A 24,119-nucleotide genomic window follows, 5' to 3' on the forward strand; every position below is an offset into this window, starting at 1 on the left:
GGCTATGCTGCCGGGTTCTGCCCTTCCGGCTCAACCGCACGCGCCTGATCGTCGCCGGGAGTTTCGGCCACCGCCGGTGCCGTGACCATCAACCACCGCTTCGACGGCCGTTCCACCGGCTGGCGTTCGAAGCCCAGGAACACCTGCAGCACCAGGAGCAGAGCCCCCGCGGCGAACAGGTAGGCCACGATCGTGGTGACGGTGTTGTCGGCGATGCCCTGAGGGTCGGTGGTGAAGCTGGTGGCGATCGAGAACACCGACACCGCGGTGCTGACCACCCACACCACCCACCACACCGAGATGGGTCGTCTCAGCCAGTTCTGCCGGCCTTCGACCTGTGCCAGTTCGAGCACGAACACCGGCGCCCAGAAGAGGTTCACCAGCGGCAGAAGGCAGCACAACCGCAGCATCCAGGCCGGGCGAGGATCGTCCTGCCCGTGGTGGGCGTAGGCGGCGGCGCGCCGGCTCACCAGCCATTGCGTCAACAGCAGGATGCTGGCCACCGTGGTGAACAGGGCCACCACGCTCACCGCCACGCCGCCCCAGGTGGCGATACCGGCCACCCACGGATTGAGCAGCACCGTGCGGTTGACGATCAGCAGCACGTAGCGGATCAGGTGCACGAATGCGGCGGCGCCGAGCACCGCAGCGGTGGTCACCAGGGTCATCTGTACCGCGGTCAGGGAGGGGCCGGTGCGTACCGGTTTCTCCTCGGCGGGGGTGTCGAAGTGCTCGACGAGACCCCACCTCGGGATCACCGAATACCGGGGCGTCGGGCCAAGATCGCGGCGGGGAGGGCGCGGCGCCGGGGGCGCGCCGGGCCGCACGGCGATCCACTTGAAGCCCGGCGGCAAGCCGGGGGTGGGCCGCCGCTGCGCGGGCGCAGGGTCACGCCGACCCCATTCCGGTGCCGGTGCCGAGCTCCCCGGGGCGAGCAACGTGCCCCGACAGCGTGGGCACCAGACCCGCTGCCGATCACGCACGTTCCATCGCGTCCCGCACTGGGAGCACACCTGGATCATCCGGCCAGCTTAATGTCGCCGGCTGAAAGGCTGATCAGAAGGAGCCCGACACCAGGATCAGACGGTGCCCGGACGGCCGTCATCGGTGATCACCGGTCGGCCCGCACCGGCCCAGGCCGACATCCCGCCGCTGACGTTAACCGGCTGATAGCCGTTGCGGACCAAGTAGTCGGCGACGCGCTGGGACCGACCACCGGCGTGACAGATGACGTACAGCTCGGCGTCGGCCGGAATCTCGGCCATCCGGGCAGGCACCTCGCTCATCGGGATGTGCCGCGCGCCCGGGGCGTGCCCGAGCCGCCACTCGTCGTCCTCACGGACGTCGAGCAGGACGGGGCCGTCCGATCCGGTGTCGAACTCGGCCGGGATCTCGCCGACGCCCGCTTGCCTCACCCCGGTGTGGTCCATGTGGCCATGCTGACATGTTCCGGGTCGGCGGCACCACCGCGCCCGGGCGGCAGCGAAATCGATCCCGGCACCGACCTATCCACAGATTCCACAGGTTCATCCACAGGCTGTGAGGGCAATTGTCAGCGCCGTCTCGGCGGGCTGTGGATGATCGCGCGCCGAAACATCCCGAGAATTCACAGCCGGTTGCCAGTCCAGGAAACGAACTGAGCGAAATGTCTCGGCCGCCTAACGATTTCGACGACGCTGCCGCTGATGTCCGGCCGATTTTTCCGAGTAGGACAAATGAGGTTATGATCGCGATCACATGGTTCGTTTGTGACAGATGTCACTGGGGTGCGCACGTGGGGGCAGCAGCATCAACGTGCAGGTGAGGAGCATCTGATGGCCCAATCATCCACAGGGCCGGGCTCGGCGTTTCCGCCGTCGGAGTGGCAGTCGTCGTCGCGCGCCTACACGCGCAGTCAGTTGATGGCCTTCATGCGGGCCGGCGTGATCGCGCTGGTGTTGCTCGCCGTTCTGGCGCTCATCGTCCTGTTCTGAGTCACGTGGGACGGCGGCCGGCCCGGCGCACGGTCCACACCACCCGGTAGCTGCGATCGGCGGCGATCCAGCCGAACGTTCGCGAATCGACCACGCCCGGCGCGTCGGCGTTGTCCGACACCGCCTCGAACATCAGACCACCCGCATCGCGGCGCACTCGGCCCACCCGCTTGACCAGATAGCGCGACGAGCGCGACGGGTCGGGAAACACGCGTAGTTGGCCGGTGCTCATGTGTCGGCAGCGCAGCGCGAGCAGGCCGTCCCCCGGCTGCAACGTCGGCCGCATCGAGTCCTCGACCACCAGGAACCGACGCACCGGCGGACCGTGCGGAAATACCGGCCGTCCGAGGTTAAGCCCCATGATCTTGAGGGTAAGTTAAAGCCATGCTGCATCGACTCTTCGACTCCGTGTTCTCCAATGCCACTCCTGCCCATGCGCACTGCGATCTGTACTGCGGTGTCTACGACCCCGCCCAGGCCAAGATCGAGGCGATGTCGTGCCTGAAAACCATTCAGAAGTACCACGATTCGGATGACGACCACTTCAAGACCCGCGCGATCATCATCAAGGAGCGCCAGGCCGAAGAGGTCAAGCATCACCTGATGGTGCTGTGGGCCGACTTCTTCACCAAGGAGCACTTCGAGCAGTTCCCGAACCTGCACCAGTTGTTCTGGGACGGCGTGCACGGCGCCGGCGACGTCAAGAAGTCTCTGGACGCCGCTGTCGCGGAGAAGCTGCTCAAGACCATCGACGAGATCTCCGACATCTTCTGGCAGACCGACAAGGGCAAGCAGATGGGTGTCTACCCGCCTGCGTGACACCACACCCGTCACCGGCCCGGTCCTCGTGGACCGGGCCGGTTTTGTGTCCGCGAGGTATCGATGCGCCGTGTCCACTTGCGTGCTTGCCGAGGGCTGCCGCATCCTGAGCGAATCGACCCACAGACGTGTCTGGCTGTTGCTCACCGATGCCGGGAGGCGAGATGGATTTCGGGTCCGGTCGGGCGATCGAGATCGCACCGTTTCATTCGCGTGGGTCCCTCAAGGGCTTCGTCGTGTCGGGCCGGTGGCCTGATTCCACGAAGGAGTGGGCGCAGCTGTTGATGGTCGCGGTGCGTGTCGCGTCGCTGCCGGGCCTGCTGTCCACCACGACGATCTTCGGAGCGCGCGAGGAACTGCCCGACGAGCCGGAGCCGGGAACGGTGGGGCTGGTCGTGGCCGAGGGCACGGTCGTGGGGGATGCCGCGGTGGCGCCCGGGCACTTCGCAGAACGGCAGCCGCCCGCGCTGCTGATGCTGCATCCCCCGTCGGAGACCACGCCGTCGCTGCCCGAGTGCACAGGGGCGGCGTCGGGGTGTGTCCTGCTGCCCGGGCTGCCCCATCTGGGTCTCGAACACCGCGCGGCCTGGGTCGAGGCCGAGTCCGACGGCACCGTCACATCGATGGTGAGCCGAGTGGGTCTCGATCCGATCAGCCATCCCGATACCGCGATTCTCGCGATGCTGCTGGCCGCCTGACCAGCCGGGAAGACTTCTCGCCCGGTGCCATTGGCTACTGACAGCGTGGCACTGTCAGCGACGGTGGCGGCCGCCGCGGTTTGCGCATCACCGGGCGTGCAGCGCGGCTCACGATCCGGTCGGGATCGTGACAGACCGAACACCTAGCAAATTCCTGTGTGTTCGCCTCGCCCCGTGGCGCGTGGTTGCCAACCACCTTCTGGTCACCTGCGCGGGCAACCCGTCGGGGGAAAGCCGCACGTACCCTTGCTACGGAGGCGTTATTATTTGCCTAGCTGCATCGTGCCCCGCCCGTGGCAGATACCGCGTCCACGCCGTTCACAGCAGCAGCGGCGGCCAGCGACGCAAGCCCTGGTTTACTTTTCCGTGGTTTGCACTTGGTTGTGGACACATCTGTCGCTACGATGATCAGCAAATACGCCGCCCCTGAAAAACGCTCGTCAGTATGTGGAGGTCAATCCCATGAGCAACACGTTTGCCGCTCGCCTGAATCGCTTGTTCGACACCGTCTACCCGCCCGGACGTGGCCCCCACACCTCGGCCGAGGTGATCGCCGCACTCAAGGCCGAAGGCGTCACCATGTCTGCGCCCTACCTGTCGCAGCTGCGTTCTGGCAACCGAACCAATCCCTCGGTCGCCACGATGGCCGCGCTTGCCAACTTCTTCCGCATCAAGCCGGCGTACTTCACCGACGACGAGTACTACGAGAAGCTCGACAAGGAGCTGACGCTGCTCGCCGGGATGCGGGACGAGGGTGTTCGCCGCATCGCAGCCCGCACGGTCGGCCTGTCCGCCGAGGCGAAACAGGACATCGTTCAGAAGGTCGACGAGCTGCGGCGTAAAGAGAACCTCGACGTGTAGCCTGACCCGCTTCCGCGGGTCGGACCGGCGAAGGCGGGCCTACGAGCCGCCCGAGTCGAGAGCACGGTACTGACGGGCGATTTCCAGGATCCATTCGCGGTCGGAATAGCTGGCGGGCTGTCGTAGCCACGACAGACCGGGGAAATCCTGCTGCTCGGCGATCCACGCCGCGATCGCAGCGGCCTGCTCCACCGGCGTCACGTCGGGCGGCTGCACCTCTGTGTGCCCGTCGGGCTCGTCCCCCTCTGCGGAGTCGGTTCCCGCCGAGCCGGCGTCGACGCGGCGCAGGGCGCCCGCTGCGGCGGTCGCCTCGAGGAACAGCGCATCGGAGATCAGCGACATGCGCTCGGCCACCCGGAACACCAGCGGTCCGCGCGGGCGGACTCCGATGCCGACGTCGGGGTGACGACGTCCGAGTTCGGTCAGGATCGGCCGGATGATGCGCAGTTCACGCCGCGCGCCGAACCAGTCCTCCAGGCTCGGCAGCAGCGAGCCCGCCGCCACGATCAACATCGCCGCGCCCAGCAGCGTGGCCGCCGCGCCCACCCCGACCGCGCCACTGGTGCCGACCGCACGCAGCAGGAAGAACGCGGACGCCGCGACGATGAGGGCGATGCCAACGGTGAACACGAACAGCGCTCGTCCCCGGCGGGTCCTGTTGCTGTGCCGCAGTCCCGCCCACGCGACCAGGCTCAGTGCCAGCATCACGTAGAGCAGCGGCAACAACCACGGCAGAGACGCTCCCTCACCGCCGAGGCTGCGCCGCAGATACTCGCGGGGAGCCATCTCGGTGCCTCGGCCCGCTGCAAAGAACACCGCGAGGCTGGCCACGGCAATCGCCCCGGCGACCCCGTACTGCACCATCGCGATCTTCCTGGCGGCAGCGGGCGACCGGTTGCTCGACACCGTGGTGATCATCACGCAGCTGCCCGCAGCGCAGGCGATCAGCGCCACCTGGCTGAGTCCCATCGCGATGTTGGGCCAGTGCAGCAGCGTGTCGATCAGCAGTGCCAGCGGCTGCCAATTGAGCGCTGCGACCACCCCGAGGCTGCCCAGCGCCAGGATCATCGCGGAGCTGACCAGAGACTGCTTGTTGACCAGCGCCCAGCCGATGCGAAGTCCGGTCGCCAACCCCAGGAGACCGGCGATCACCCAGACGATCAACCAAACGCCTCTCCGAGGCGCACCTGGACGATCGACGACCGATCCGACGGCAACCGGCCCAGCCGGTAGATCAACAGCGCCGCGAAGTCCTCCGCCTCCTGCTCGGCGTCCTCGCCGGCGGGACCCATGCATCCGGTGCGTTGGTTGAGCATGTAACCGATCAGCTCCGAGCTGGCCAGCTCGGTGCTGTCGCGGGCCGCCTCGGTGACGGGAATGCCCTCGTGCCCGAGCACCAGGTGGCCGAGTTCGTGGGCGAGGGTGCGATCCCAGGCGGGCAGACCCTGCTGGATCAGGAACACGTCGTGATCGGTGTACTGGCGCCATTGACCGCAGACGCCGGGCGGGAGTTCGGCGCTGGTGAGTTCGATGGAGCGGCCCCGGTGTTCGCTGACCGCCTGGACCAGACGCGGCAAGGTGATCTCCCCGTGCCGCGGGGCCAGGTCGAGCACCTCCCCCACCGCACGGGTGACGTGGCGACTCGCAGGCATCGCGCCCCCCTCTCAGACCCTCTCCGACTCGTCGGACCCCAATGGCGACAGCTTTACTATGCGCCGCTTACCCCAAGCCGGCACGCATATCGTCTCAGTTCATGAATCGCGCTGTGCTGCGGGCACGAACCGTCTGCCCGGCCTTGGCCTGGCGGTAGCCGACCACACCGCCGAGCGCCGTCAGGATCAGAATGCCGACGACGCCGGGCAACGCCAGCGCGGCCAGCTGCGATGTGCCTGCGGTGCGCAACGTGTCGCCGTAACCGACCCGGGTCGGCGCCGGTGGCCGGGACCCGGCGAGGGCGTTCTCCACCGGCTCGACCGGCCGGGCCGGGGGCGGTTCCTGTGCGACGCGGGGCGGGGCAGCCGGTGCCGGCGGGGCCTCGACAGCTCGCGGAGCACCGATACCCGGTCCCGCTCCTGCTGCCGGTGCGACGACCGGCAGCACCGGCAGCGTGATCGGCGCGCTCGCCCCGGTCGCCGGCAGTCCGACGCCCGGCACGACGTCGAGTACGTCGGGGTCGAAGGGCAGCTCGATCGGAGGCCGTGTCTGGGGTGCGCCCACACCGGGCGTGCCGATCCCGCCAGGGCGCGGCGCGACCACCGGTCGATCGCTGACGCCACCATGCTCCGAGGGTGCCGGGATGCCGGGTGGTTCCGGATCGTCGGGATCGGACGGCGGCCAGGGCCAGCCCGGACCACAGTCCTTACCGCCCCTGTCGCAGCAGGGATCGGTGGGATCACGATCCTGCCGGTGGACGACGCGGTGGGGGCGGCGCCACTTCGTGCCGAGCCCACGACGGCTCGACGGCTCCTCCGCTGCCGGGGGGCGGTTGACCCGCGGCGGGTCCTGGCTGCGTTCGCCGGAGGCGGCGGGACCGGTCGCGTCGGCAGGCTCGGCAGATGCCGTCGCGCCGGAGCCGCAGACCCAGAGACCACCCGCGGTCAGACAGGCGGCTACGGCACTGCGCGCTCGCGGACCCACGTCGTCACCACCTTCCCGGGCGTCGGGCGGAAGGAGGTCCCGGGTGATGTTCGATTCTCGCACAGCGGTCCCTGCCCTCCAGGCGGTTCATCACCGGAAGGCGGACGCTAGTGTGGGTCACCGCCGGCTAGAGAGAGTGGAGAGGGCCCAGGGATGAGTCTGTTCAAGCGACGTAAGTCCCGCGCCACTCGCAGAGCCGAGAGACGCGCGATCAAGACCAAGGCGAAGCTGGAGGCCAAGCTCTCGGCCAAGAACGAGGTACGCCGCTTCAAAGCCGAGCAGAAGTCCGCGGCGAAGGCGCTGCGGGCGCAGCTGCGGGCACAACGGGACAGCGATCGCGCCGCGCTGAAGGTGGCCGAAACTCAGCTGAAGGCCGCTCGTGAAGGAAAGTTGTTCACTCCCACGAAGATTCGCAGGGCGTTGACGGTGTCGCGACTGTTGGCGCCGGTCGTGATCCCGCTGGTGTACCGCGCGTCGATCTCCGCTCGGGGGTTGATCGACGAGCGTCGCGCCGACCGCCTCGGCATTCCCGTCAGCCAGCTCGGGCAGTTCTCGGGGCACGGTGCGGAGCTGTCCGCGCGGATCGCCGGGGCGGAGCATTCGTTGCGCCAGCTGACCGAGAAGAAGCCGAAGGACGCCGAGACCAAACAGTTCGCCGCGGCGATCAGCGAGCGCCTCACCGATCTGGCGGCCGCGGTCACGGCCGCTGAGAGCATGCCGCCCGCTCGCCGCAAGCCGGCCCACGCGGCCATCGCCCAGCAGCTCGACGGTATCGACGCCGATCTGTTGGCACGCCTCGGCGTGGCCTGAGCCCCACTCGAGAACCCGGCCCCAGACCATGCCCGACGCGCGCCAGCCGGTCCTGCTGCGTGGTGGCGCTGCGGGCCTGGTGACGGCGGCGCTGTCGCTGGCCGCTCACGCGACCGGCGGTGGCCATCTCGCCGTCGGCCCCGGCATGGTCGGGCTGCTGCTCGTCGGGGTGACGGTGGGCGCGGTCGCTACGGCGACCCCCCGTGCCCGGAATGTGGGTCCGATGGCCCTTCTGCTGTCGGCGGGACAGCTCGTGGGCCACGCGGTGCTCGCGGTCGGTCACCCTCACGCCGCACCCGCGACCCATGGGCCGATGCTCGCCGCGCACGTGGGCGCAGTCCTGGTGGGTGCCCTGCTGATCAACGCCGGCGAGCGGCTCTGCCGGCTGCTGGGCCGCGTCGTGCGGCGGACCGCCGTCCCGGCGGAGGCGACGGTCTCCGACACCCCGGAATGCGTCCTCTGTGCTGCCGACCAACCGCTGTTCGCGGAGCTGCTGCTCGCCACGTCGATGTCGCATCGAGGTCCGCCCGTCGCGGGCTGACCCCGATCCCGACAGAACCGACACAGGAAGCAGACAAACGAATGCACGTACTTCACCGTGGGCAGCCGCGGCTCGCCCACCTCTTCGCGATCGCGGCAACCGGACTGGTCCTCGTCCTGGCCGCGCTGATCAACGCCGGTCCGGCGTGGGCGCACGCCGCCCGCCTCGCCGGCGATCCCGCCGACAACGCTGTCCTGCCCCAGGCCCCCACCCGGGTCAGCGCGACGTTCAGCGAGACGATGCAACCCGAGTTCGCGGCGATGACGGTCGTCGGCCCGGACGGCACCCAGTGGGCCGACGGCGAACCCGCCGTCGACGGCGCCGTGATCAGCGTCGGGGTCCGCTCCGGCGCGCCCGCCGGCACCTACACGGTCAACTACCGGGCGACATCAGCTGACGGTCACGTCGTGACGGGGTCGTGGCCGTTCCAGGTGTCGATTGGTGCGCCCGCAGCTCTTCCCACGCCGGCCGCGTCCGGGGCGGCCGCGCCGTCGCCGACACCGACTGCGTCGGAAGCTGCTCCGGACTCGCCTGCGGGGCCGCCGGCGTGGCCGTTCGTGGTCGGCGCGCTCGCCGTGGTGGCCGCGGGTGCGGTGTGGGCGGTCCGCCGCAGATCATGACGCGTGGCAGGGCGGCGGCGGGCGGTCTGCTCGTCACCGCCGCCTGCGTGCTGGCGTGGGCGCTGGCCTTCCCGGGGGCGTCGCTGTCGACAGCGCTGGTCCGGGCGGTCGCCGACAGCGCCGCGGTGGTGACCGTGGGATTGTCGGTGGTGCCCGCGCTCGACGGCCCACGGCATCGCTATGAGCTGCTGCGACGCGCCACCGCGCCGCTGCTGGCCGCCTCGGCGGTGTGGCTGGCGGCTGAGCTGCTGCGGCTCGTCCTGGCGACCGCTGAGGCGGCGGGCCGCAGCGTCGCCGGCGTCGGTCTGCACATCGTGTGGGACTTCAGCGTCGACACCGCTCCCGGGCGTGCCGCGCTGGTGACGATCATCGCCGCGGCAGCGGTCGGCGTCGCGGCGGCGTTCGCGCCGCGGACCGCACCGGTGGCGGCCGCCACGGCGGGGGTCGCCGCCATCGGTGTGGTGGGCCACCCGTTGACGGGGCACCTGGGTGAGGACGCGGTCGGCGGTGTCGCTGTCGCAGTGCACACGCTCGCTGCAGCCGTCTGGTGTGGAGCGCTCGCGGCACTGGTGCTCACCGTGTCGCACCGGGGGCAGTGGGCGCGCGTGCTGCCGCGTTTCTCCCAGCTGTCACTGGCGAGCGTCGCTGTGCTGCTCATCGGCGGTGTGGTGGCAGGCCTGGCGGTACTCGAGACACCCACGCAGCTGGTGTCGAGCGGGTGGGGCAGGGTGCTGTGCGCGAAGGTGGCGCTCACAGCCGTCCTTCTGGTGCTGGCCTGGCGCAATCGCGCGTCCTGGTTGCCCGACGCGCGGGCCCACCGGTCCAGCGCCGGGCTCTCGCGCACCCGTGCCTACACCGAGTTGGGGTTGATGGCGGTCACGCTGGCTGCGGCGGCGACGCTCGCGGTGACCGGCTGACACGGCACACCGACGGGCAGGCGGGCCTGGCATGATGAATTGACGCGCAGGCCTGGACAGTCGAAGGAGCGGTGACATGGAGCAGTCGGATCGGCCCGAAGACCGATCGGATGCTTCGCCCCCCGACGGCGATCCCGCAGCCGTTCCGGCCAAGAAGACACCCGCCAAGAAGACGCCCGCCAAGAAGGCCCCGGCGAAGAAGGTGCCCGCCAAGAAGGTGCCGGCGAAGAAGGTAGCGGCCAAGAAAGCGCCGGCGAAGAAGGCGCCTGCCAAGAAAGCCCCGGCGAAGAAGGTTCCGGCAGAGAAGGTCCTCCCGCCGCAGGACGCCGACGCTTTGGCCACTGCCGCCAAAGAGGTTGCTGCGCAGGCTAAAACGACTGTCGCGACAGCCAGCCCCGCCGTCACGGCCCCCGTGCCCGTCAGCCGGGAGGAGTCCCGGTCGGCTCGTCTACCTCTCGCCGCCGCGGCCGTCACCGGGATTCTCGCGCTGGTCGTGGTTCTGCTCGCCGCACGGCGCAATCAGGATTGAGGCCGCGGCATAATGGCGCGGTGACTGTGACTCCGCGCCCCACCGCTGACCTGGTCGACGAGATCGGCCCCGATGTGCGCAGCTGTGATCTGCAGATGCGTCAGTTCGGTGGGCGCACCGAGTTCGCCGGCCCGATCACCACCGTGCGCTGTTTTCAGGACAATGCGCTGCTCAAATCGGTCCTCTCGGAGCCCGGCGACGGTGGCGTGCTGGTCATCGATGGGTCCGGGTCTGTGCACACCGCACTGGTGGGCGACGTGATCGCGGAGTTGGGCCGGGCCAGCGGCTGGTCCGGGCTGATCATCAACGGGGCGGTGCGGGACGCTTCGACGTTGCGGACCCTCGACATCGGCATCAAGGCGCTGGGCACCAACCCGCGCAAGAGCACCAAGACCGGCGACGGCGTGCGCGACGAGGCCGTCGAGTTCGGCGGTGTGGTGTTCACCCCGGGTGACATCGCCTACAGCGACGACGACGGGATCGTCGTCGTCGCCGGCTGATCATGCCGAACTGCGCACTGCCGCGCGGTGTTTGGTGAACTCGAGAGCGGAGTCGTCGACCTTGCCGCGCCTGATCAGTTGCAGGTCGAGCAGGTAGTTCTGCTTGAGCCGCCAGGGGGTGCGCGAGCCGGATTTGGGCAGATAGTCCAGTGCGCGCAGCACGTATCCCGGCGTGAAGTCCATCAGCGGCGCTTCGTCGACGGTGGAACCGGGATGCCTGGGCTCGACGGTGTCGTAATCCTTGTCCTGCATGTGATTGATGACACGGCAGAAGAACTCCGACACGAGGTCGGCCTTCAGCGTCCACGATGCGTTGGTGTAGCCGATGGTGAACGCCATGTTCGGCATGTTCGTCAGCATCATGCCCTTGTAGGCCATCGACTCGTTGAGCACCAGCGGCTCACCATTGCGTGAGATCGTCGCACCTCCGAATAGCTGGAGGTTCAATCCCGTTGCCGTGACGATGATGTCGGCATCCAGGTGCCTGCCCGACGACAACGCGATGCCCGTCTCGGTGAAACGATCGATGGTGTCGGTGACGATGTCGGCCTTGCCCGCGCGGATGGTCTTGAACAGATCTCCGTTGGGAGCCAGGCACACTCGCTCGTCCCACGGGTTGTAGCGAGGGTTGAAGTGTTTGTCGACATCGAAGCCCTCCGGCAGTCGATGCCGGGCCATCGTCAGGAGTTGCTTGCGGAAGAAGTCGGGGAAGCGCCGGGCGATCTGATACTGCGCGGACTGGGCGAGGATGCTCTTCCAGCGGTTCAACACATAGGCGGCCTTGGCGGGCAGGCGTTTGTTGGTCGCGACGGTGAACGGGTCGACGTCGGGCAGCGCGGCGATGAACGTCGGCGATCGCTGCAGCATGGTCAGATGTCCGGCACCGGAATTGACAAGGGCGGGAATCAGAGTGACTGCGGTGGCACCGCTGCCGATCACCACGATGCGCTTGCCGGCGTAGTCGAGATCGGTGGGCCAGTGCTGCGGGTGCACGATCGGACCGGTGAAATCGGCGGCCCCCGGAAACTCCGGGGCATAACCCTGGTCGTAGTTGTAGTAGCCACTGCAGGCCATCAGGTAGCGGGCGGAGATCTCGACCTGTTCACCGTCGCGGTCGACGGTCACCGTCCAGCGGCTCTCGTCGTCGGACCAGTCGGCATTCGTGACGGTGTGCCCGTAGCGGATGTGCTTGTCGATCCCGAATTCGGTGACCGTCTCCTCGAGGTAGGCCATGATCGACGGTCCGTCGGCGATGGCCTTGTTCGACGTCCACGGCTTGAACCGGAAGCCGAGAGTGAACATGTCAGAGTCCGAGCGGATTCCGGGGTACTGGAAGAGGTCCCAGGTACCGCCGAGGTGGGCCCGCCGCTCGAGGACGACGTAGCTGGTGCCGGGGCAGCGATCCTGCAGGTGCCATGCGGCGCTGATGCCGGAGATGCCGGCTCCCACGATGACGACGTCGACGAACTCGGTCATGGAGGCAAGCTATCAACGCCGCGTCGAGTCAGTCAACACCGCGTCGACAATCTCAACAGAGTGTAAAGTTCAGGGAGTGACCACCACCAGCCATGCGCGTGCCGGCCGCGGCCGGCGCAGTTCGCGCCCGTCCGGTGACGACCGGGAATTGGCGATCCTGGAGACCGCCGAGCGGCTGCTGGAGCACCGCCCCCTCGCCCAAATCTCAGTCGACGACCTCGCCAAGGGCGCCGGGATCTCGCGGCCCACCTTCTACTTCTACTTCCCCTCCAAGGATGCCGTCCTGCTCACACTGCTGGAGCGGGTGATCGCCGAGGCCGACGCGGCACTGGCCGAGATCATCGCGACGCGGCCCGTGGATCGCCGGGCGTTCTGGCGCCGCGGTATCGACGTGTTCGTGCGCACCTTCGGCGCCCACCGTGCGGTGTGCGCGGCGACCGTCGGGGTGCGCAGCACGGACTCGGCCGCGCGCGAGATGTGGGCGCGGTCGATGCAGCGCTGGATCGATCATTCCGCGACCGTCATCGAGGCGGAGCGGGCTGCCGGTGCGGCACCGGTGACGGTGCCCGCGATCGAACTGGCGACTGCGCTCAACCTGATGAACGAGTCGGTCATGGCGGCCACGTTCGTCGGCCAGCAGCCTGCTGTCCCCGATCACCGGGTGCTCGACAACCTCGTGCACATCTGGACCACCAGCATCTACGGCGACTCGGACTAGCTGTTCGGTCGTTCTGTCGGCCCTCGATGCGAACATGTGTTCGTGTCCGGGGAAGCCAGCATCCTCCACGCTGATCTCGACTCGTTCTACGCGTCGGTGGAGCAGCGGGACAACCCTGCGCTGCGCGGTCAGCCGGTGATCGTGGGCGCCGGCGTCGTGCTGGCAGCCAGCTATGAAGCCAAGGCGTTCGGGGTGCGGACGGCCATGGGCGGTCGGCAGGCCCGCGCGTTGTGTCCACAAGCCATCGTGGTGCCGCCACGCATGTCGGCGTATTCACAGGCCAGCGAGGCGGTGTTCGCGGTGTTCCGGGATACGACGCCGGCCGTGGAGCCCCTCTCGATCGATGAGGCCTTCCTTGACGTGTCCGGGCTGCGCCGGGTCTCGGGCACACCGGTGCAGGTCGGCGCACGGCTGCGGGAACGGGTGCGCGACGAGGTGGGGTTGCCGATCACCGTCGGGATCGCGCGCACCAAGTTCCTCGCCAAAGTGGCCAGTCAGGAAGCCAAGCCCGACGGGCTGCTGCTGGTGCCGCCCGATCGCGAGCTCGCCTTCCTCCACCCGCTGCCGGTGCGCCGACTGTGGGGCGTTGGCGCCAAGACCGCTGCCAAGCTCCACGAGCACGGCATCGACACGGTCGCCGACGTCGCCGAACTGAACGAGGCCACGTTGCGATCGATGGTGGGCGGGGCGATGGGCCGCCAGTTGTTTGCCCTGTCGCGCAATCAGGATCGCCGTCGGGTGGTGACGGGGCAGCGCCGCCGATCGGTGGGGGCCCAGCGCGCGCTGGGGCGGGCCGGCAACACGATGTCGCCGGCGGAGGTGGATGCAGTCGTGGTCAACCTGGTCGATCGGATCACCCGGCGCATGCGGGCGGCCGACCGGACGGGACGCACCGTGGTGCTGCGCGTGCGGTTCGACGATTTCGGCCGGGTGACCCGGTCTCACACGCTGCCCCGGGCCACGGCGTCGACGGACGCGATCCTGCAGGCGGCCCGGTCCCTGGTGGCGGCCGCGGCGCCGTTGATCGCCGAGCGGGGCCTGACGTTGGTGGGGTTCGCGGTGTGCAACATCGACCGCGACGGTGCGCAGCAGATGGAGCTGCCGTTCTCGCACTGCGAACTCGCCGCGGACACGACGAGCATCGACGCGGCGATCGACCGGGTGCGAGGACGCTACGGCAATGCCGCCGTGACGCGGGGAGTTCTGGTGGGCCGGGACACCGGCTGGGAGATGCCGATGCTGCCCGATTGACGCGTCAGGCTCGCGTCCAGGCGAGCAGAGTATCCGCATCCCAGGTGTTGACAATGCGCTCGGCGGGCAGCCCGGCATCGAGCGCGCGCTGGGCGCCGTAGCCGAGGAAATCGAGTTGGCCAGGTGCGTGCGAGTCGGTGTCGATGGAGAACACGCAGCCGATGTCCATCGCGAGGGTGAGCAATCGGGTCGGCGGATCGCGCCGTTCCGGCCGCGAGTTGATCTCCACCGCGGTGCCCGCGTCGCGGCACGCCGTGAACACGGCGTCTGCGTCGAAGCTGCTCTCCGGGCGCATTCCTCGTCCGCCGGTGACCAGTCGGCCGGTGCAGTGCCCGAGGATGTCGGCGTGTGGGTTGGTGACGGCCGTGATCATGCGCCGGGTCATGGCAGGGGCATCCATCGCCAGCTTGGAATGCACGCTCGCCACGACGACGTCGAGCCGCTCGAGCAGTTCGGGCTCCTGATCGAGTGAGCCGTCCTCGAGGATGTCGACCTCGATCCCGGTGAGAATGCGCATGGGAGCGACGGTTTCGCGGACCTCGTCGATGACGTCGAGTTGGTGGCGGAGTCGATCGGGTGAGAGGCCGTTGGCGATCTTCAGGCGCGGTGAGTGGTCGGTCAATGCGCAGTACTCGTGACCCAGGTCGCGGGCGGCGAGCATCATCTCCTCGATGGGCGCCGAGCCGTCCGACCAGTTCGAGTGCACGTGCAGATCACCGCGCAGCGCCGCCCGGATCACACCGCCGCCGAGATCCTCTGCAGATTCCCGCAACTCGACCAGCACGTCGGGCTCCTGCCCGGCCCACGCCTGGGCGATGACCTTGGCGGTCTTGGGTCCGATCCGGGGCAGCGATTGCCAGCTGTTGGCGGCGCCGTGCCTCTCCCGCTGCGCGTCGGTGAGCGCCTCGACGACGTCGGCGGCGTTGCGGTAGGCCATCACTCGGCGCGGATCCTCACGCGCACGGTCCTTGTAGTAGGCGATCTGGCGCAGAGCGGTGACCGGATCCATACCCCCAGTGTGCCCGTATCCGAGGAGAGAAATTCGTGTCAAGACCCCTCTTGTCCGGTTCTACCAACTGACTACGCCCAAACCAACGTTTGGGCGCGAAAGCACGGCAATTATCCGCCCGAACGTCGGTTTGGGCAGGGCTCGACGTGAGCCGAGGCGTCAGTGTTTTCTCCGACGGAAGGGTGCAGTGAGGCTGTTAGGCGCGCCTCAAGGCGTCCAGGCCGGATCCCGTCCGGTCAGCGCGATCACCCGATCCAGCAGTGGCGCATCGTCACTGACCGGCACCGCCGCGGCGAAGAGTCCCTCGACCGGTGCGCCAGAGGCAAATTCCGTCACGTGCGGAAGCACCGCACGCAGGACGTCGTCGTCCACCGCATAGGGTCGGCCGGTCGCGCGGGCCAGATCCCAGCCGTGCACGACCACCTCGGTGAGCGCGATCCTGCCCCCGACCTGGGCAGGAAAGTCCACCCCGCCGGCGCGCGACATTCCCTCCCACGCCGCCGGGCCGTTCCACGCCACAGCCATCTCCTTCAGCCGCTGCGGGTAGAACGTCCGCCAATCGTCGTCGAGCTGGTCGCTGATCTCGGGCGGGGTGTCGGTCAGCTCGCCGAAGTCCTTGGCGGCCGCCGCGGTGAACGCCGCCGCCAGCCCGCCCAGATGCGACACCAACGCCGCCACGCTCATCTCCGAACAGGGTGTCGGTCCACTCAACTCATCGTCACTGACGGCCCGCACCAGATCCGCGGTGCCTGCACATGCAGAGGTCATATCGATCATGTCCATGCTGACTCGGATCATGTGGCGAACTCATCGGCGCATCCCGAGGGTTTCGTCCTAGAGTCGGCATAGTGAGATTCGCCTTCAAGACATCCCCGCAGAACACCACCTGGTCGGACATGCTCGCTGTCTGGCAGGCCGCCGACGATATCGACGTCTTCGAATCCGGCTGGACCTTCGATCACTTCTATCCGATCTTCTCGGACTCGTCCGGCCCCTGCCTGGAGGGGTGGATCACCCTGACCGCCCTGGCGCAGGCGACCACCCGGTTGCGTGTCGGCGTGCTCGTCACCGGCATCCACTACCGACATCCGGCCGTCCTGGCCAACATGGCCTCGGCTCTGGACATCGTGTCCAATGGCCGGCTCGAACTCGGCATCGGCGCCGGGTGGAACGAGGAGGAGTCCGGCGCCTACGGCATCGAACTGGGCGGCATCAAGGAACGGTTCGACCGCTTCGAGGAGGCGTGCCAGGTGCTCAAGGGCCTCCTGACCCAGGAGACCACCACCTTCGACGGGCGGTTCTATCAGCTCAAGGACGCGCGCAACGAGCCGAAGGGCCCGCAGCAGCCGCATCCGCCGATCTGCATCGGCGGCAATGGCGAGAAACGCACCCTGCGCATCACCGCCCAGTACGCCGACCACTGGAACTACGTGGGCGGCACCCCGGAGGAGTTCGCCCGCAAGCGGGATGTGCTGAAGCGGCATTGCGCCGACGTGGGGCGCGACCCCAAAGAGATCATGCTCTCGTCGCATGTGCGGCTGGAGGACCAGAACTACCGCAAGCTCATCGAGGACTGCGTCGCCCTGGGTGCCGAGGGCCTCGATCTGGCGATCATCTACCTGCCACCGCCCTATGATCCCGCGGTGCTCGAGCCGCTCGCCGAGGCGATTCGCGACTCAGGTCTACTCAGCAAAGATCAGTGACGATCACGATTCGGTAACGGAAGGCAACGTTGCGGTTCTCGCGGTCCGTCTACAGATCGACGGGTGCGACAAAATTCGCTAGAAGCCGTACCGAACGAGTTCGTCAGGGGTGATCAGGCGCTCTGCTTTAGCCGGAAATTCGCGGCTTTTGACATGGTGGCGGAACAGTGACCAGGTAATACGACTGATCCGAGTGCGGGTAACCGGGTTGATGGACACGGTGATCACTCCTGCGGTGTACGTATAGCTGAACCGGGGAGCCACATTACCGCAGCGCCCTCACCAAGTCATTAGATACCTGACCGCTGGCAAACACCGGAAGCCACGCCGAACAAAAATATGCTGTTTCTTGTGTGACTGGTGTGGCTGCTGTTAACACACCGACACCGTTCATTGACCGTCTCGTGCACCGAGCGTGCACGGACGGTTGCGGAATCGATGCGCGCACAACCGCCCGTGCACTCTCGCGAAATCTCGCCCACCGCACGCCGTTACAGCAGACGCCGACGACCGCAAGGCGTGCCGTGGCACAACGACGGCATCCACGAGGGTGATCTCGCGGTGCGGGCCGGGGTTCGAAATCACCCCGGTGTGCTGACTACCGCTGCGGCACCGCGGTGGGCTTGATGGGCGCCGGCAGAGCCGTGTGTCCCATCAGATACGTGTCCACGGCCGAGGCCGCCGCGCGGCCCTCGGCGATCGCCCACACGATCAGGGACTGACCGCGGCCCATGTCGCCCGCGACGTACACCCCGGGCACGGACGTGGCGAACTTCGAGTCACGGTTGACGTTGCCGCGCTCGCTCATCTCGACCTTCAGGTCGGCCAACAAGCCCTCGCGCTCCGGGCCGGTGAAGCCCATGGCCAGCAGCACGAGGTCGGCGGCCATCTCGAATTCGGTGCCGTCGACCTTCTCGAACTTGCCGGCCTTCATCTCGACCTCGTAGCCGCGCAGGCCAGTCACTCGGCCGTTCTCACCGAAGAACTCTTCGGTGTTGACCGAGTACACCCGCTCTCCACCCTCTTCGTGCGCGGAGGTGACCCGGTACATCAGCGGATAGGTCGGCCACGGTGTCGAATCCGCGCGGGTCTCCGGCGGCCGCGGCATAATCTCGAACTGGTGCACGTGCTCGGCGCCCTGGCGGTGCGCGGTGCCCAGGCAATCGGCGCCCGTATCACCGCCGCCGATGATGATGACCTTCTTGCCTTTTGCGGTGATCGGTGGCTGATCGTCGTCGTCGACGACGGGATCGCCGAGCTGGACGCGGTTGGCCCAGGGCAGGTATTCCATGGCCTGGTGGATACCGTCGAGGTCGCGCCCGGGGATCGGTAGATCCCGCCGCGCCGTCGCGCCGCCGGCCAGCACCACCGCATCGAACTGCGATCGCAGTTGCGCGGCAGTGATGTCGACGCCGACGTTCACGCCGGTACGGAACTTCGTACCCTCGGCCTCCATCTGCTCGAGACGACGGTCGATGTGGCGCTTCTCCATCTTGAACTCGGGGATGCCGTAACGGAGCAGGCCGCCGATCCGGTCGTCGCGCTCGAACACCGTCACATCGTGACCCGCGCGCGTGAGCTGTTGCGCCGCAGCGAGTCCCGCCGGACCGGAGCCGACGACGGCCACCTTCTTGCCGGTGAGACGATCGGGCGGCAACGGAACCACCCAGCCTTCGTCGAAGGCCCGGTCGATGATCTCGACCTCGACCTGCTTGATGGTCACCGGGTCCTGGTTGATGCCGAGCACGCACGAGCCCTCGCACGGGGCCGGGCACAGCCGCCCGGTGAACTCCGGGAAGTTGTTGGTCGCGTGCAACCGCTCGATCGCTTCGCGCCACCGGTCGGTGCGCACCAGGTCGTTCCACTCCGGGATCAGGTTCCCCAGCGGACACCCGTTGTGACAGAACGGGATACCGCAGTCCATGCAGCGGGCGGCCTGAACCTGCAGATGGTCGGGAGGGAAATCCTCGTAGACCTCTTTCCAGTCCCGCAGCCGCAGGTCGACGGGGCGACGCTGCGGGGTCTCCCGGTGGGTGTACTTCATGAAACCGCGCGGATCAGCCACTTGCGGCCGCCATGATCGCCTCGTTCACATCGTCTCCGTTGCGTTCCGCATCGGCGATGGCCTGCAACACACGCTTGTAATCGCGGGGCATCACCTTGGTGAAATATCCGGACTGGGCGTCCCAGTCGGCCAGAATCCGTTGGCCCACGGCCGAATCGGTGGCGTCCACATGCGCGGCGATGATGTCGCGCAGGAACTCGGTGTCCTCGTCGTCGAGGCTCTCGAGAGCCACCATGTCGCCGTTGAGATTGTCGGCGAGCACGTTGTCGGGGTCGTAGACGTAGCTGATGCCGCCGGACATACCCGCCGCGAAATTGCGGCCGGTGGGGCCGAGGATCACGACCCGTCCACCCGTCATGTATTCGCAGCCGTGGTCGCCGACGCCTTCCACGACGGCGTGCGCGCCGGAGTTCCGCACGGCGAACCGCTCCCCCACCTGACCGCGGAGGAACATCTGCCCGCTGGTGGCGCCGAAGAGCACCACGTTGCCGGCGATGATGTTGTCCTCCGCCACATAGCCCGAGGGCGCCGCGTCCGGTGGGCGCACCACGATGCGTCCGCCGGAAAGACCCTTGCCGACATAGTCGTTGGCGTCACCGTAGACCCGCAGCGTGATGCCCTTCGGGACGAACGCGCCGAAGCTGTTGCCCGCTGAGCCCTCGAAGGTGATGTCGATCGTGCCGTCGGGAAGACCCTGTCCCCCGTAGGCCTTCGTCACCTCGTGACCGAGCATGGTGCCGACGGTGCGGTTGACGTTGGCGATGGTCGTGGAGAAGCGCACAGGCGCACCGCCGTCGAGTGCCTCCCGGCACTGCACGATCAGCTGCTGGTCGAGCGCCTTGTCCAATCCGTGGTCCTGACGCGAACTGCAGTACAGGTCCTGGTTCATGAACGCCGACTCTGGTTCGTGCAGCACGGGAGCCAGATCGAGCTTGTGGGCCTTCCAGTGCTCGGCAGCCTTGGCGGTGTCGAGTGCACCGACCTGGCCGACCATCTCGTTCACGGTCCGGAAGCCCAACTGCGCCATCAGCTCCCGAACCTCTTCGGCGATGAACATGAAGAAGTTCTCGACGAACTCGGGCTTGCCGTTGAAGCGCTGCCGCAGCAACGGATTCTGGGTGGCCACACCCACGGGGCAGGTGTCGAGGTGGCAGACGCGCATCATGATGCAGCCCGACACCACCAGCGGTGCGGTGGCGAAGCCGAACTCCTCGGCGCCCAGCAGCGCCGCGATCACGACGTCGCGGCCCGTCTTGAGCTGGCCGTCGACCTGGACCACGATGCGGTCGCGAAGCCCGTTGAGCAGCAGGGTCTGCTGCGTTTCGGCCAGCCCCAGCTCCCACGGCGCGCCGGCGTGCTTCATCGACGTCAGCGGGGTGGCGCCGGTGCCGCCGTCGTGCCCGGAGATGAGCACCACGTCGGCGTGCGCCTTGGACACACCCGCGGCGACGGTGCCGACGCCGTTCTCGCTCACCAGCTTCACGTGCACCCGCGCCTGCGGGTTGGCGTTCTTGAGGTCGTGGATCAGCTGGGCGAGATCCTCGATGGAGTAGATGTCGTGGTGCGGCGGCGGCGAGATCAACCCCACGCCGGGCGTGGAGTGCCGGACCTCGGCCACCCACGGGTACACCTTGTGCCCCGGAAGTTGGCCGCCCTCACCGGGTTTCGCACCCTGAGCCATCTTGATCTGGATGTCGGTGCAGTTCGACAGGTAGTGCGACGTGACGCCGAAGCGGCCCGAGGCGACCTGCTTGATCGCGCTGCGCCGCCAGTCTCCGTTCTCGTCGCGGTCGAAGCGCGCGACCGCTTCGCCGCCCTCGCCCGAGTTCGACCGGCCGCCGAGCCGGTTCATCGCGATGGCCAGCGTCTCGTGGGCCTCCGCCGAGATCGAGCCGTAGCTCATCGCGCCGGTGGAGAACCGCTTGACGATCTCGCTGGCCGGTTCCACCTCGTCGAGCGGAACCGACGGACGTTCGCCCGCACGGAATTTCAGGAGCCCGCGCAGCGAGGCCATCCGCTCGCTCTGGTCGTCGACCAGCTTGGTGTACTCCTTGAACACCTCGTACTGGCCGGTGCGCGTGGAGTGCTGGAGCTTGAACACGGTGTCCGGGTTGAACAGGTGGTACTCGCCCTCGCGCCGCCACTGGTATTCACCGCCCACCTCGAGCTCACGGTGCGCCCATTCATCGGGACGGTCCAGGTACGCCAGCGAATGCCGGGCGGAGACGTCGGCCGCGATGTCGTCGAGGTCGATGCCGCCGACCGGGCAGGACAGCCCGGTGAAGTACTCGTCGAGCAGCTTCTGGCTGATCCCGATGGCCTGGAACAGCTGCGCACCGGTATAGGACGCCAGCGTCGAGATGCCCATCTTCGACATCACCTTGAGCACGCCCTTGCCCGCGGCCTTGACGTAGTTGGCCTTGGCCTGGTCGCTGCTGATTCCGCTGATGACGCCCCTGTCGACCATGTCCTCGATCGACTCGAACGCCATGTAGGGGTTGATCGCGGCGGCGCCGAATCCGACGAGGCACGCCATGTGGTGCACCTCGCGGGCGTCGCCGGCTTCCACGACCAGACCGACCTTGGTGCGGGTCCGGTCACGGACCAGGTGGTGGTGCACAGCGGCCACGGACAGCAGCGACGGGATCGGTGCCATCTGCTCGTTGGATTCGCGGTCGGAGAGCACGATGATGCGGGCGCCGTCGCGGATGGCGGCCGACACCTTGGCGCGGACGTTGTCGAGGGCCTCCTTGAGTCCCTGGCCGCCGCGGTTGACCGGGTACAGGCAGCGGATCACCGCGGCGCGCATGCCGTGCTTGTGGCCGCGGATCTCGTGATCGGGGTCGACGCACATCAGCTTCGACAGCTCGGCGTTGCGCAGGATCGGCTGCGACAGCGCGATCTGGCGACACGACTCGGCGTCGGGGTTGAGCAGGTCACCCTCCGGGCCGACCGTGCCGGCCAGGCTGGTGACCACCTCTTCGCGAATGGCATCCAGCGGCGGGTTGGTGACCTGGGCGAACAGCTGCTGGAAGTAGTCGAACAGCACCCGGGGCCGCGCGGAGAGCACGGCGATCGGGGTGTCGGTGCCCATCGAGCCGAGGGCCTCGGCACCGGTGCGGGCCATCGGCCCGACGAGCATGTTCAGCTCTTCGTAGGTGTAGCCGAAGATCTGCTGCCGCAGCACCACGCGATGGTGCGGCATCCGGACGTAGTCGCCGGGGGGGAGTTCTTCGAGCTGGAACAGGCCGGCGTCGAGCCAGTCCTGGTACGGCTGCTCGGCGGCCAGCTCGGCTTTGATCTCTTCGTCGTCGACGATGCGCCCCTGCGCGGTGTCGACGAGGAACATGCGCCCGGGCTGCAGACGCATCTTCTGCACGACGGTGGCGGGGTCGACGTCGAGGACGCCGGCCTCCGACGCCATCACGACGAGTCCGTCGCTGGTCACCCAGATACGCGAGGGCCGCAGACCGTTGCGGTCCAGGACCGCGCCGATCACGGTGCCGTCGGTGAAGCAGACGGCGGCGGGGCCGTCCCAGGGTTCAATCAGCGAGGCGTGGTATTGGTAGAACGCCCGCCGCGCGGGGTCCATCGACTCGTGCCGCTCCCAGGCCTCCGGGATCATCATCAGCACCGCATGCGGCAGGCTGCGGCCGCCCAGGTGCAGGAGCTCGAGTACCTCGTCGAACCGGGCGGTGTCGGACGCTCCCGGCGTGCAGACGGGGACGATCTTGTCCAAGTCCTGGCCCGAGCCGAACACGTCGGTGTTGATCAGCGCCTCGCGGGCGCGCATCCAGTTCTCGTTGCCGGTGACGGTGTTGATCTCGCCGTTGTGGGCGACGCGCCGGAACGGGTGGGCCAGCGGCCACGACGGAAACGTGTTGGTGGAGAACCGGGAGTGCACGATGCCGAGCGCGCTGGTGAGGCGCTCATCCTGCAGGTCGAGGTAGAAGGCCTTGAGCTGCGGTGTGGTCAGCATGCCCTTGTAGACGAAGGTCTGGCCGGACAGGCTCGGGAAGTAGACGGTCTCGCGGCCGGGGCCGTCCTGGCCCGGTCCCTTGGTGCCGAGTTCGTGTTCGGCCCGCTTGCGCACGACGTAGGCGCGGCGTTCGAGGTCCATTCCGGCGGCGCCGGCGAGGAAGACCTGCCGGAAGGTCGGCATGGCGTCGCGGGCCAGAGCACCCAGCGACGATTCGTCGGTGGGCACATCGCGCCACCCCAGCACCTGCAGGCCTTCGGCCTCGGCGATCTTGCCGACGGCTTCGCAGGCCGTGGCTGCGTCCTTGGACGACTGCGGAAGGAACGCGATACCAGTGGCGTAGCTGCCCGGCTCGGGCAGATCGAAGTCCACGATCGCCTGGAAGTACTCGTGCGGTACCTGCAGCAGGATGCCCGCACCGTCGCCGGTGTTCGGCTCCGCGCCCTGGGCGCCTCGGTGTTCCAGGTTGAGCAGCGCGGTGATGGCTTTTTCGACGATGTCGCGGCTGCGGCGGCCGTGCATGTCGGCCACCATCGCCACGCCGCACGCGTCGTGCTCGAATGCGGGGTTGTACAGGCCCTGAGGACTGGGCGCCATTCCCACCTACCTTATTTCTTCAGACACCTCGGCGCGAGAACGTTAGCCGGGGCGGCGGCAGAGGGGCTTCCGTGCAGCACTGAACGGCGGCCCTTTTTCCACTCGCCACAAGTGCTCAAAACGATATGACAAAGGGCCCCTGACATGCCAACTTAGTGGAGCCTAACGAGGATCGTCCGGCGCGGCCCCGGTTTGCCGACTCTGCGGCCAGGACACGGACGAATAACGTTGCCATGGACAGTCTTTCACCCCGATGCCGATCGAGGGTGACGATTGAGAGCCAGATCACATCTCGGCGACACCCCCATCATACATTTGCCGTAGAACGAAAACATGCCCTTTAAGTGCAGATAGAGTGGCATGTGAGTTTGCTGAAAGCCTGGCGAGATTCTTAGAGTTAGCACCCGTGTCGCCGG

Annotated in this window: 24 protein-coding genes; 13 read left to right on the plus strand and 11 right to left on the minus strand. The window is 67.8% G+C overall.

Annotated elements, in window-relative coordinates:
- Positions 1–2: 2 nt before the first annotated feature.
- Positions 3–1,022 carry a DUF4328 domain-containing protein gene (locus tag ACXYX3_RS24760; protein ID WP_241206809.1) on the minus strand — a complete coding sequence of 340 codons (1,020 nt, stop codon included), beginning with the start codon at positions 1,020–1,022 and terminating at the stop codon, positions 3–5.
- 57 nt (positions 1,023–1,079) lie between these two features.
- Positions 1,080–1,430 (minus strand): rhodanese-like domain-containing protein, encoded by a 351-nt coding sequence (locus tag ACXYX3_RS24765; protein ID WP_241206808.1) that lies wholly within the window; start codon positions 1,428–1,430, stop codon positions 1,080–1,082.
- Positions 1,431–1,814: 384 nt separating this feature from the next.
- Here ACXYX3_RS24765 and ACXYX3_RS24770 point away from each other — a divergent pair, with 384 nt between their 5' ends.
- Positions 1,815–1,973 carry a hypothetical protein gene (locus ACXYX3_RS24770; RefSeq protein ID WP_241206807.1) on the plus strand — a complete coding sequence of 53 codons (159 nt, stop codon included), beginning with the start codon at positions 1,815–1,817 and terminating at the stop codon, positions 1,971–1,973.
- 1 nt (position 1,974) lies between these two features.
- On the opposite strand, the gene ACXYX3_RS24775 is transcribed toward ACXYX3_RS24770, so the two are convergent.
- The gene (locus ACXYX3_RS24775; protein ID WP_458612219.1) at positions 1,975–2,259 is read right to left on the minus strand and encodes a S26 family signal peptidase; all 285 of its coding nucleotides are present in this window, start codon (positions 2,257–2,259) and stop codon (positions 1,975–1,977) included.
- A 98-nt stretch (positions 2,260–2,357) separates the two neighbouring features.
- On the opposite strand from ACXYX3_RS24775, the gene sodN reads away from it, so the two are divergent.
- From sodN to ACXYX3_RS24790, 3 genes are all read left to right on the plus strand, one after another.
- Positions 2,358–2,792: a superoxide dismutase, Ni gene (gene sodN, locus ACXYX3_RS24780; protein WP_241206806.1), complete on the plus strand. Its 435-nt coding sequence runs from the start codon at positions 2,358–2,360 to the stop codon at positions 2,790–2,792.
- A gap of 164 nt (positions 2,793–2,956) precedes the next feature.
- Positions 2,957–3,490 carry a peptidase gene (locus tag ACXYX3_RS24785; RefSeq protein ID WP_111512184.1) on the plus strand — a complete coding sequence of 178 codons (534 nt, stop codon included), beginning with the start codon at positions 2,957–2,959 and terminating at the stop codon, positions 3,488–3,490.
- A gap of 462 nt (positions 3,491–3,952) precedes the next feature.
- Positions 3,953–4,351, plus strand: a complete 399-nt coding sequence (locus ACXYX3_RS24790; protein WP_046363341.1) for a helix-turn-helix domain-containing protein — start codon at positions 3,953–3,955, stop codon at positions 4,349–4,351.
- A 39-nt stretch (positions 4,352–4,390) separates the two neighbouring features.
- Here the strand turns inward: ACXYX3_RS24790 and ACXYX3_RS24795 are convergent, their stop codons facing one another.
- The 3 genes from ACXYX3_RS24795 to ACXYX3_RS24805 form a co-directional block, all read right to left on the minus strand.
- Positions 4,391–5,515 carry a hypothetical protein gene (locus ACXYX3_RS24795; RefSeq protein WP_458609399.1) on the minus strand — a complete coding sequence of 375 codons (1,125 nt, stop codon included), beginning with the start codon at positions 5,513–5,515 and terminating at the stop codon, positions 4,391–4,393.
- Positions 5,512–6,003 (minus strand): ImmA/IrrE family metallo-endopeptidase, encoded by a 492-nt coding sequence (locus ACXYX3_RS24800; protein ID WP_458609400.1) that lies wholly within the window; start codon positions 6,001–6,003, stop codon positions 5,512–5,514. The genes ACXYX3_RS24795 and ACXYX3_RS24800 overlap by 4 nt, the downstream gene beginning before the upstream one ends.
- 94 nt (positions 6,004–6,097) lie before the next feature.
- Positions 6,098–6,988, minus strand: a complete 891-nt coding sequence (locus ACXYX3_RS24805) for a hypothetical protein (RefSeq protein ID WP_458609401.1) — start codon at positions 6,986–6,988, stop codon at positions 6,098–6,100.
- A gap of 153 nt (positions 6,989–7,141) precedes the next feature.
- Between ACXYX3_RS24805 and ACXYX3_RS24810 the strand changes: the two genes are divergently transcribed.
- From ACXYX3_RS24810 to rraA, 6 genes are all read left to right on the plus strand, one after another.
- Positions 7,142–7,798 carry a DUF6474 family protein gene (locus ACXYX3_RS24810; RefSeq protein WP_241206802.1) on the plus strand — a complete coding sequence of 219 codons (657 nt, stop codon included), beginning with the start codon at positions 7,142–7,144 and terminating at the stop codon, positions 7,796–7,798.
- 28 nt (positions 7,799–7,826) lie between these two features.
- Positions 7,827–8,339, plus strand: a complete 513-nt coding sequence (locus ACXYX3_RS24815; protein ID WP_458609402.1) for a hypothetical protein — start codon at positions 7,827–7,829, stop codon at positions 8,337–8,339.
- A 41-nt stretch (positions 8,340–8,380) separates the two neighbouring features.
- Positions 8,381–8,959 carry a copper resistance CopC family protein gene (locus tag ACXYX3_RS24820; RefSeq protein ID WP_458609403.1) on the plus strand — a complete coding sequence of 193 codons (579 nt, stop codon included), beginning with the start codon at positions 8,381–8,383 and terminating at the stop codon, positions 8,957–8,959.
- A complete protein-coding gene (locus ACXYX3_RS24825) occupies positions 8,956–9,876 on the plus strand; it encodes a copper resistance D family protein (protein ID WP_458609404.1) in 921 nt (306 codons plus the stop codon). Before ACXYX3_RS24820 ends, ACXYX3_RS24825 begins: the two co-directional genes overlap by 4 nt.
- A 76-nt stretch (positions 9,877–9,952) precedes the next feature.
- Positions 9,953–10,405 (plus strand): hypothetical protein, encoded by a 453-nt coding sequence (locus tag ACXYX3_RS24830; RefSeq protein ID WP_458609405.1) that lies wholly within the window; start codon positions 9,953–9,955, stop codon positions 10,403–10,405.
- A 20-nt stretch (positions 10,406–10,425) separates the two neighbouring features.
- Complete coding sequence (gene rraA / locus ACXYX3_RS24835; protein ID WP_241206797.1) at positions 10,426–10,905, plus strand: ribonuclease E activity regulator RraA; 480 nt, start codon at positions 10,426–10,428, stop codon at positions 10,903–10,905.
- On the opposite strand, the gene ACXYX3_RS24840 is transcribed toward rraA, so the two are convergent.
- Positions 10,906–12,381: a flavin-containing monooxygenase gene (locus tag ACXYX3_RS24840; RefSeq protein WP_458609406.1), complete on the minus strand. Its 1,476-nt coding sequence runs from the start codon at positions 12,379–12,381 to the stop codon at positions 10,906–10,908.
- Positions 12,382–12,457: 76 nt separating this feature from the next.
- Between ACXYX3_RS24840 and ACXYX3_RS24845 the strand changes: the two genes are divergently transcribed.
- A complete protein-coding gene (locus ACXYX3_RS24845; RefSeq protein WP_241206795.1) occupies positions 12,458–13,099 on the plus strand; it encodes a TetR/AcrR family transcriptional regulator in 642 nt (213 codons plus the stop codon).
- 36 nt (positions 13,100–13,135) lie between these two features.
- Positions 13,136–14,350, plus strand: coding sequence for a DNA polymerase IV (gene dinB, locus ACXYX3_RS24850; protein WP_458609407.1), 1,215 nt, complete (start codon positions 13,136–13,138; stop codon positions 14,348–14,350).
- 4 nt (positions 14,351–14,354) lie between these two features.
- On the opposite strand, the gene ACXYX3_RS24855 is transcribed toward dinB, so the two are convergent.
- Both ACXYX3_RS24855 and ACXYX3_RS24860 read right to left on the minus strand, forming a co-directional pair.
- Positions 14,355–15,359: a PHP domain-containing protein gene (locus tag ACXYX3_RS24855; RefSeq protein WP_458609408.1), complete on the minus strand. Its 1,005-nt coding sequence runs from the start codon at positions 15,357–15,359 to the stop codon at positions 14,355–14,357.
- Positions 15,360–15,566: 207 nt separating this feature from the next.
- On the minus strand, positions 15,567–16,136 hold the full coding sequence (locus ACXYX3_RS24860) for a TIGR03086 family metal-binding protein (RefSeq protein ID WP_458612220.1): 570 nt from the start codon (positions 16,134–16,136) through the stop codon (positions 15,567–15,569).
- A 71-nt stretch (positions 16,137–16,207) separates the two neighbouring features.
- On the opposite strand from ACXYX3_RS24860, the gene ACXYX3_RS24865 reads away from it, so the two are divergent.
- Complete coding sequence (locus ACXYX3_RS24865) at positions 16,208–17,062, plus strand: LLM class F420-dependent oxidoreductase (protein WP_458609409.1); 855 nt, start codon at positions 16,208–16,210, stop codon at positions 17,060–17,062.
- 598 nt (positions 17,063–17,660) lie between these two features.
- Here the strand turns inward: ACXYX3_RS24865 and ACXYX3_RS24870 are convergent.
- Together ACXYX3_RS24870 and gltB are read right to left on the minus strand one after the other, a co-directional pair.
- Positions 17,661–19,127 (minus strand): glutamate synthase subunit beta, encoded by a 1,467-nt coding sequence (locus tag ACXYX3_RS24870; RefSeq protein ID WP_241206783.1) that lies wholly within the window; start codon positions 19,125–19,127, stop codon positions 17,661–17,663.
- Positions 19,120–23,703, minus strand: coding sequence for a glutamate synthase large subunit (gene gltB / locus ACXYX3_RS24875; protein ID WP_458609410.1), 4,584 nt, complete (start codon positions 23,701–23,703; stop codon positions 19,120–19,122). The genes ACXYX3_RS24870 and gltB overlap by 8 nt, the downstream gene beginning before the upstream one ends.
- Positions 23,704–24,119 lie beyond the last annotated feature (416 nt).

This window comes from Mycobacterium sp. Panama NTM2 (genome assembly GCF_054355555.1).

What these genes read in the sequence shown, in the direction of transcription:
- ACXYX3_RS24830 (WP_458609405.1), top strand. Translation starts at nt 9,953, where the DNA reads ATGGAGCAGTCGGATCGGCCCGAAGACCGATCGGATGCTTCGCCCCCC.
- ACXYX3_RS24800 (WP_458609400.1), bottom strand. Translation starts at nt 6,003, where the DNA reads ATGCCTGCGAGTCGCCACGTCACCCGTGCGGTGGGGGAGGTGCTCGAC.
- ACXYX3_RS24855 (WP_458609408.1), bottom strand. Translation starts at nt 15,359, where the DNA reads ATGGATCCGGTCACCGCTCTGCGCCAGATCGCCTACTACAAGGACCGT.
- ACXYX3_RS24770 (WP_241206807.1), top strand. Translation starts at nt 1,815, where the DNA reads ATGGCCCAATCATCCACAGGGCCGGGCTCGGCGTTTCCGCCGTCGGAG.
- sodN (WP_241206806.1), top strand. Translation starts at nt 2,358, where the DNA reads ATGCTGCATCGACTCTTCGACTCCGTGTTCTCCAATGCCACTCCTGCC.
- ACXYX3_RS24810 (WP_241206802.1), top strand. Translation starts at nt 7,142, where the DNA reads ATGAGTCTGTTCAAGCGACGTAAGTCCCGCGCCACTCGCAGAGCCGAG.
- ACXYX3_RS24820 (WP_458609403.1), top strand. Translation starts at nt 8,381, where the DNA reads ATGCACGTACTTCACCGTGGGCAGCCGCGGCTCGCCCACCTCTTCGCG.
- ACXYX3_RS24785 (WP_111512184.1), top strand. Translation starts at nt 2,957, where the DNA reads ATGGATTTCGGGTCCGGTCGGGCGATCGAGATCGCACCGTTTCATTCG.
- ACXYX3_RS24860 (WP_458612220.1), bottom strand. Translation starts at nt 16,136, where the DNA reads ATGATCGATATGACCTCTGCATGTGCAGGCACCGCGGATCTGGTGCGG.
- ACXYX3_RS24775 (WP_458612219.1), bottom strand. Translation starts at nt 2,259, where the DNA reads ATGCGGCCGACGTTGCAGCCGGGGGACGGCCTGCTCGCGCTGCGCTGC.
- ACXYX3_RS24815 (WP_458609402.1), top strand. Translation starts at nt 7,827, where the DNA reads ATGCCCGACGCGCGCCAGCCGGTCCTGCTGCGTGGTGGCGCTGCGGGC.
- ACXYX3_RS24840 (WP_458609406.1), bottom strand. Translation starts at nt 12,381, where the DNA reads ATGACCGAGTTCGTCGACGTCGTCATCGTGGGAGCCGGCATCTCCGGC.
- ACXYX3_RS24790 (WP_046363341.1), top strand. Translation starts at nt 3,953, where the DNA reads ATGAGCAACACGTTTGCCGCTCGCCTGAATCGCTTGTTCGACACCGTC.
- ACXYX3_RS24825 (WP_458609404.1), top strand. Translation starts at nt 8,956, where the DNA reads ATGACGCGTGGCAGGGCGGCGGCGGGCGGTCTGCTCGTCACCGCCGCC.
- gltB (WP_458609410.1), bottom strand. Translation starts at nt 23,703, where the DNA reads ATGGCGCCCAGTCCTCAGGGCCTGTACAACCCCGCATTCGAGCACGAC.
- ACXYX3_RS24760 (WP_241206809.1), bottom strand. Translation starts at nt 1,022, where the DNA reads ATGATCCAGGTGTGCTCCCAGTGCGGGACGCGATGGAACGTGCGTGAT.
- ACXYX3_RS24765 (WP_241206808.1), bottom strand. Translation starts at nt 1,430, where the DNA reads ATGGACCACACCGGGGTGAGGCAAGCGGGCGTCGGCGAGATCCCGGCC.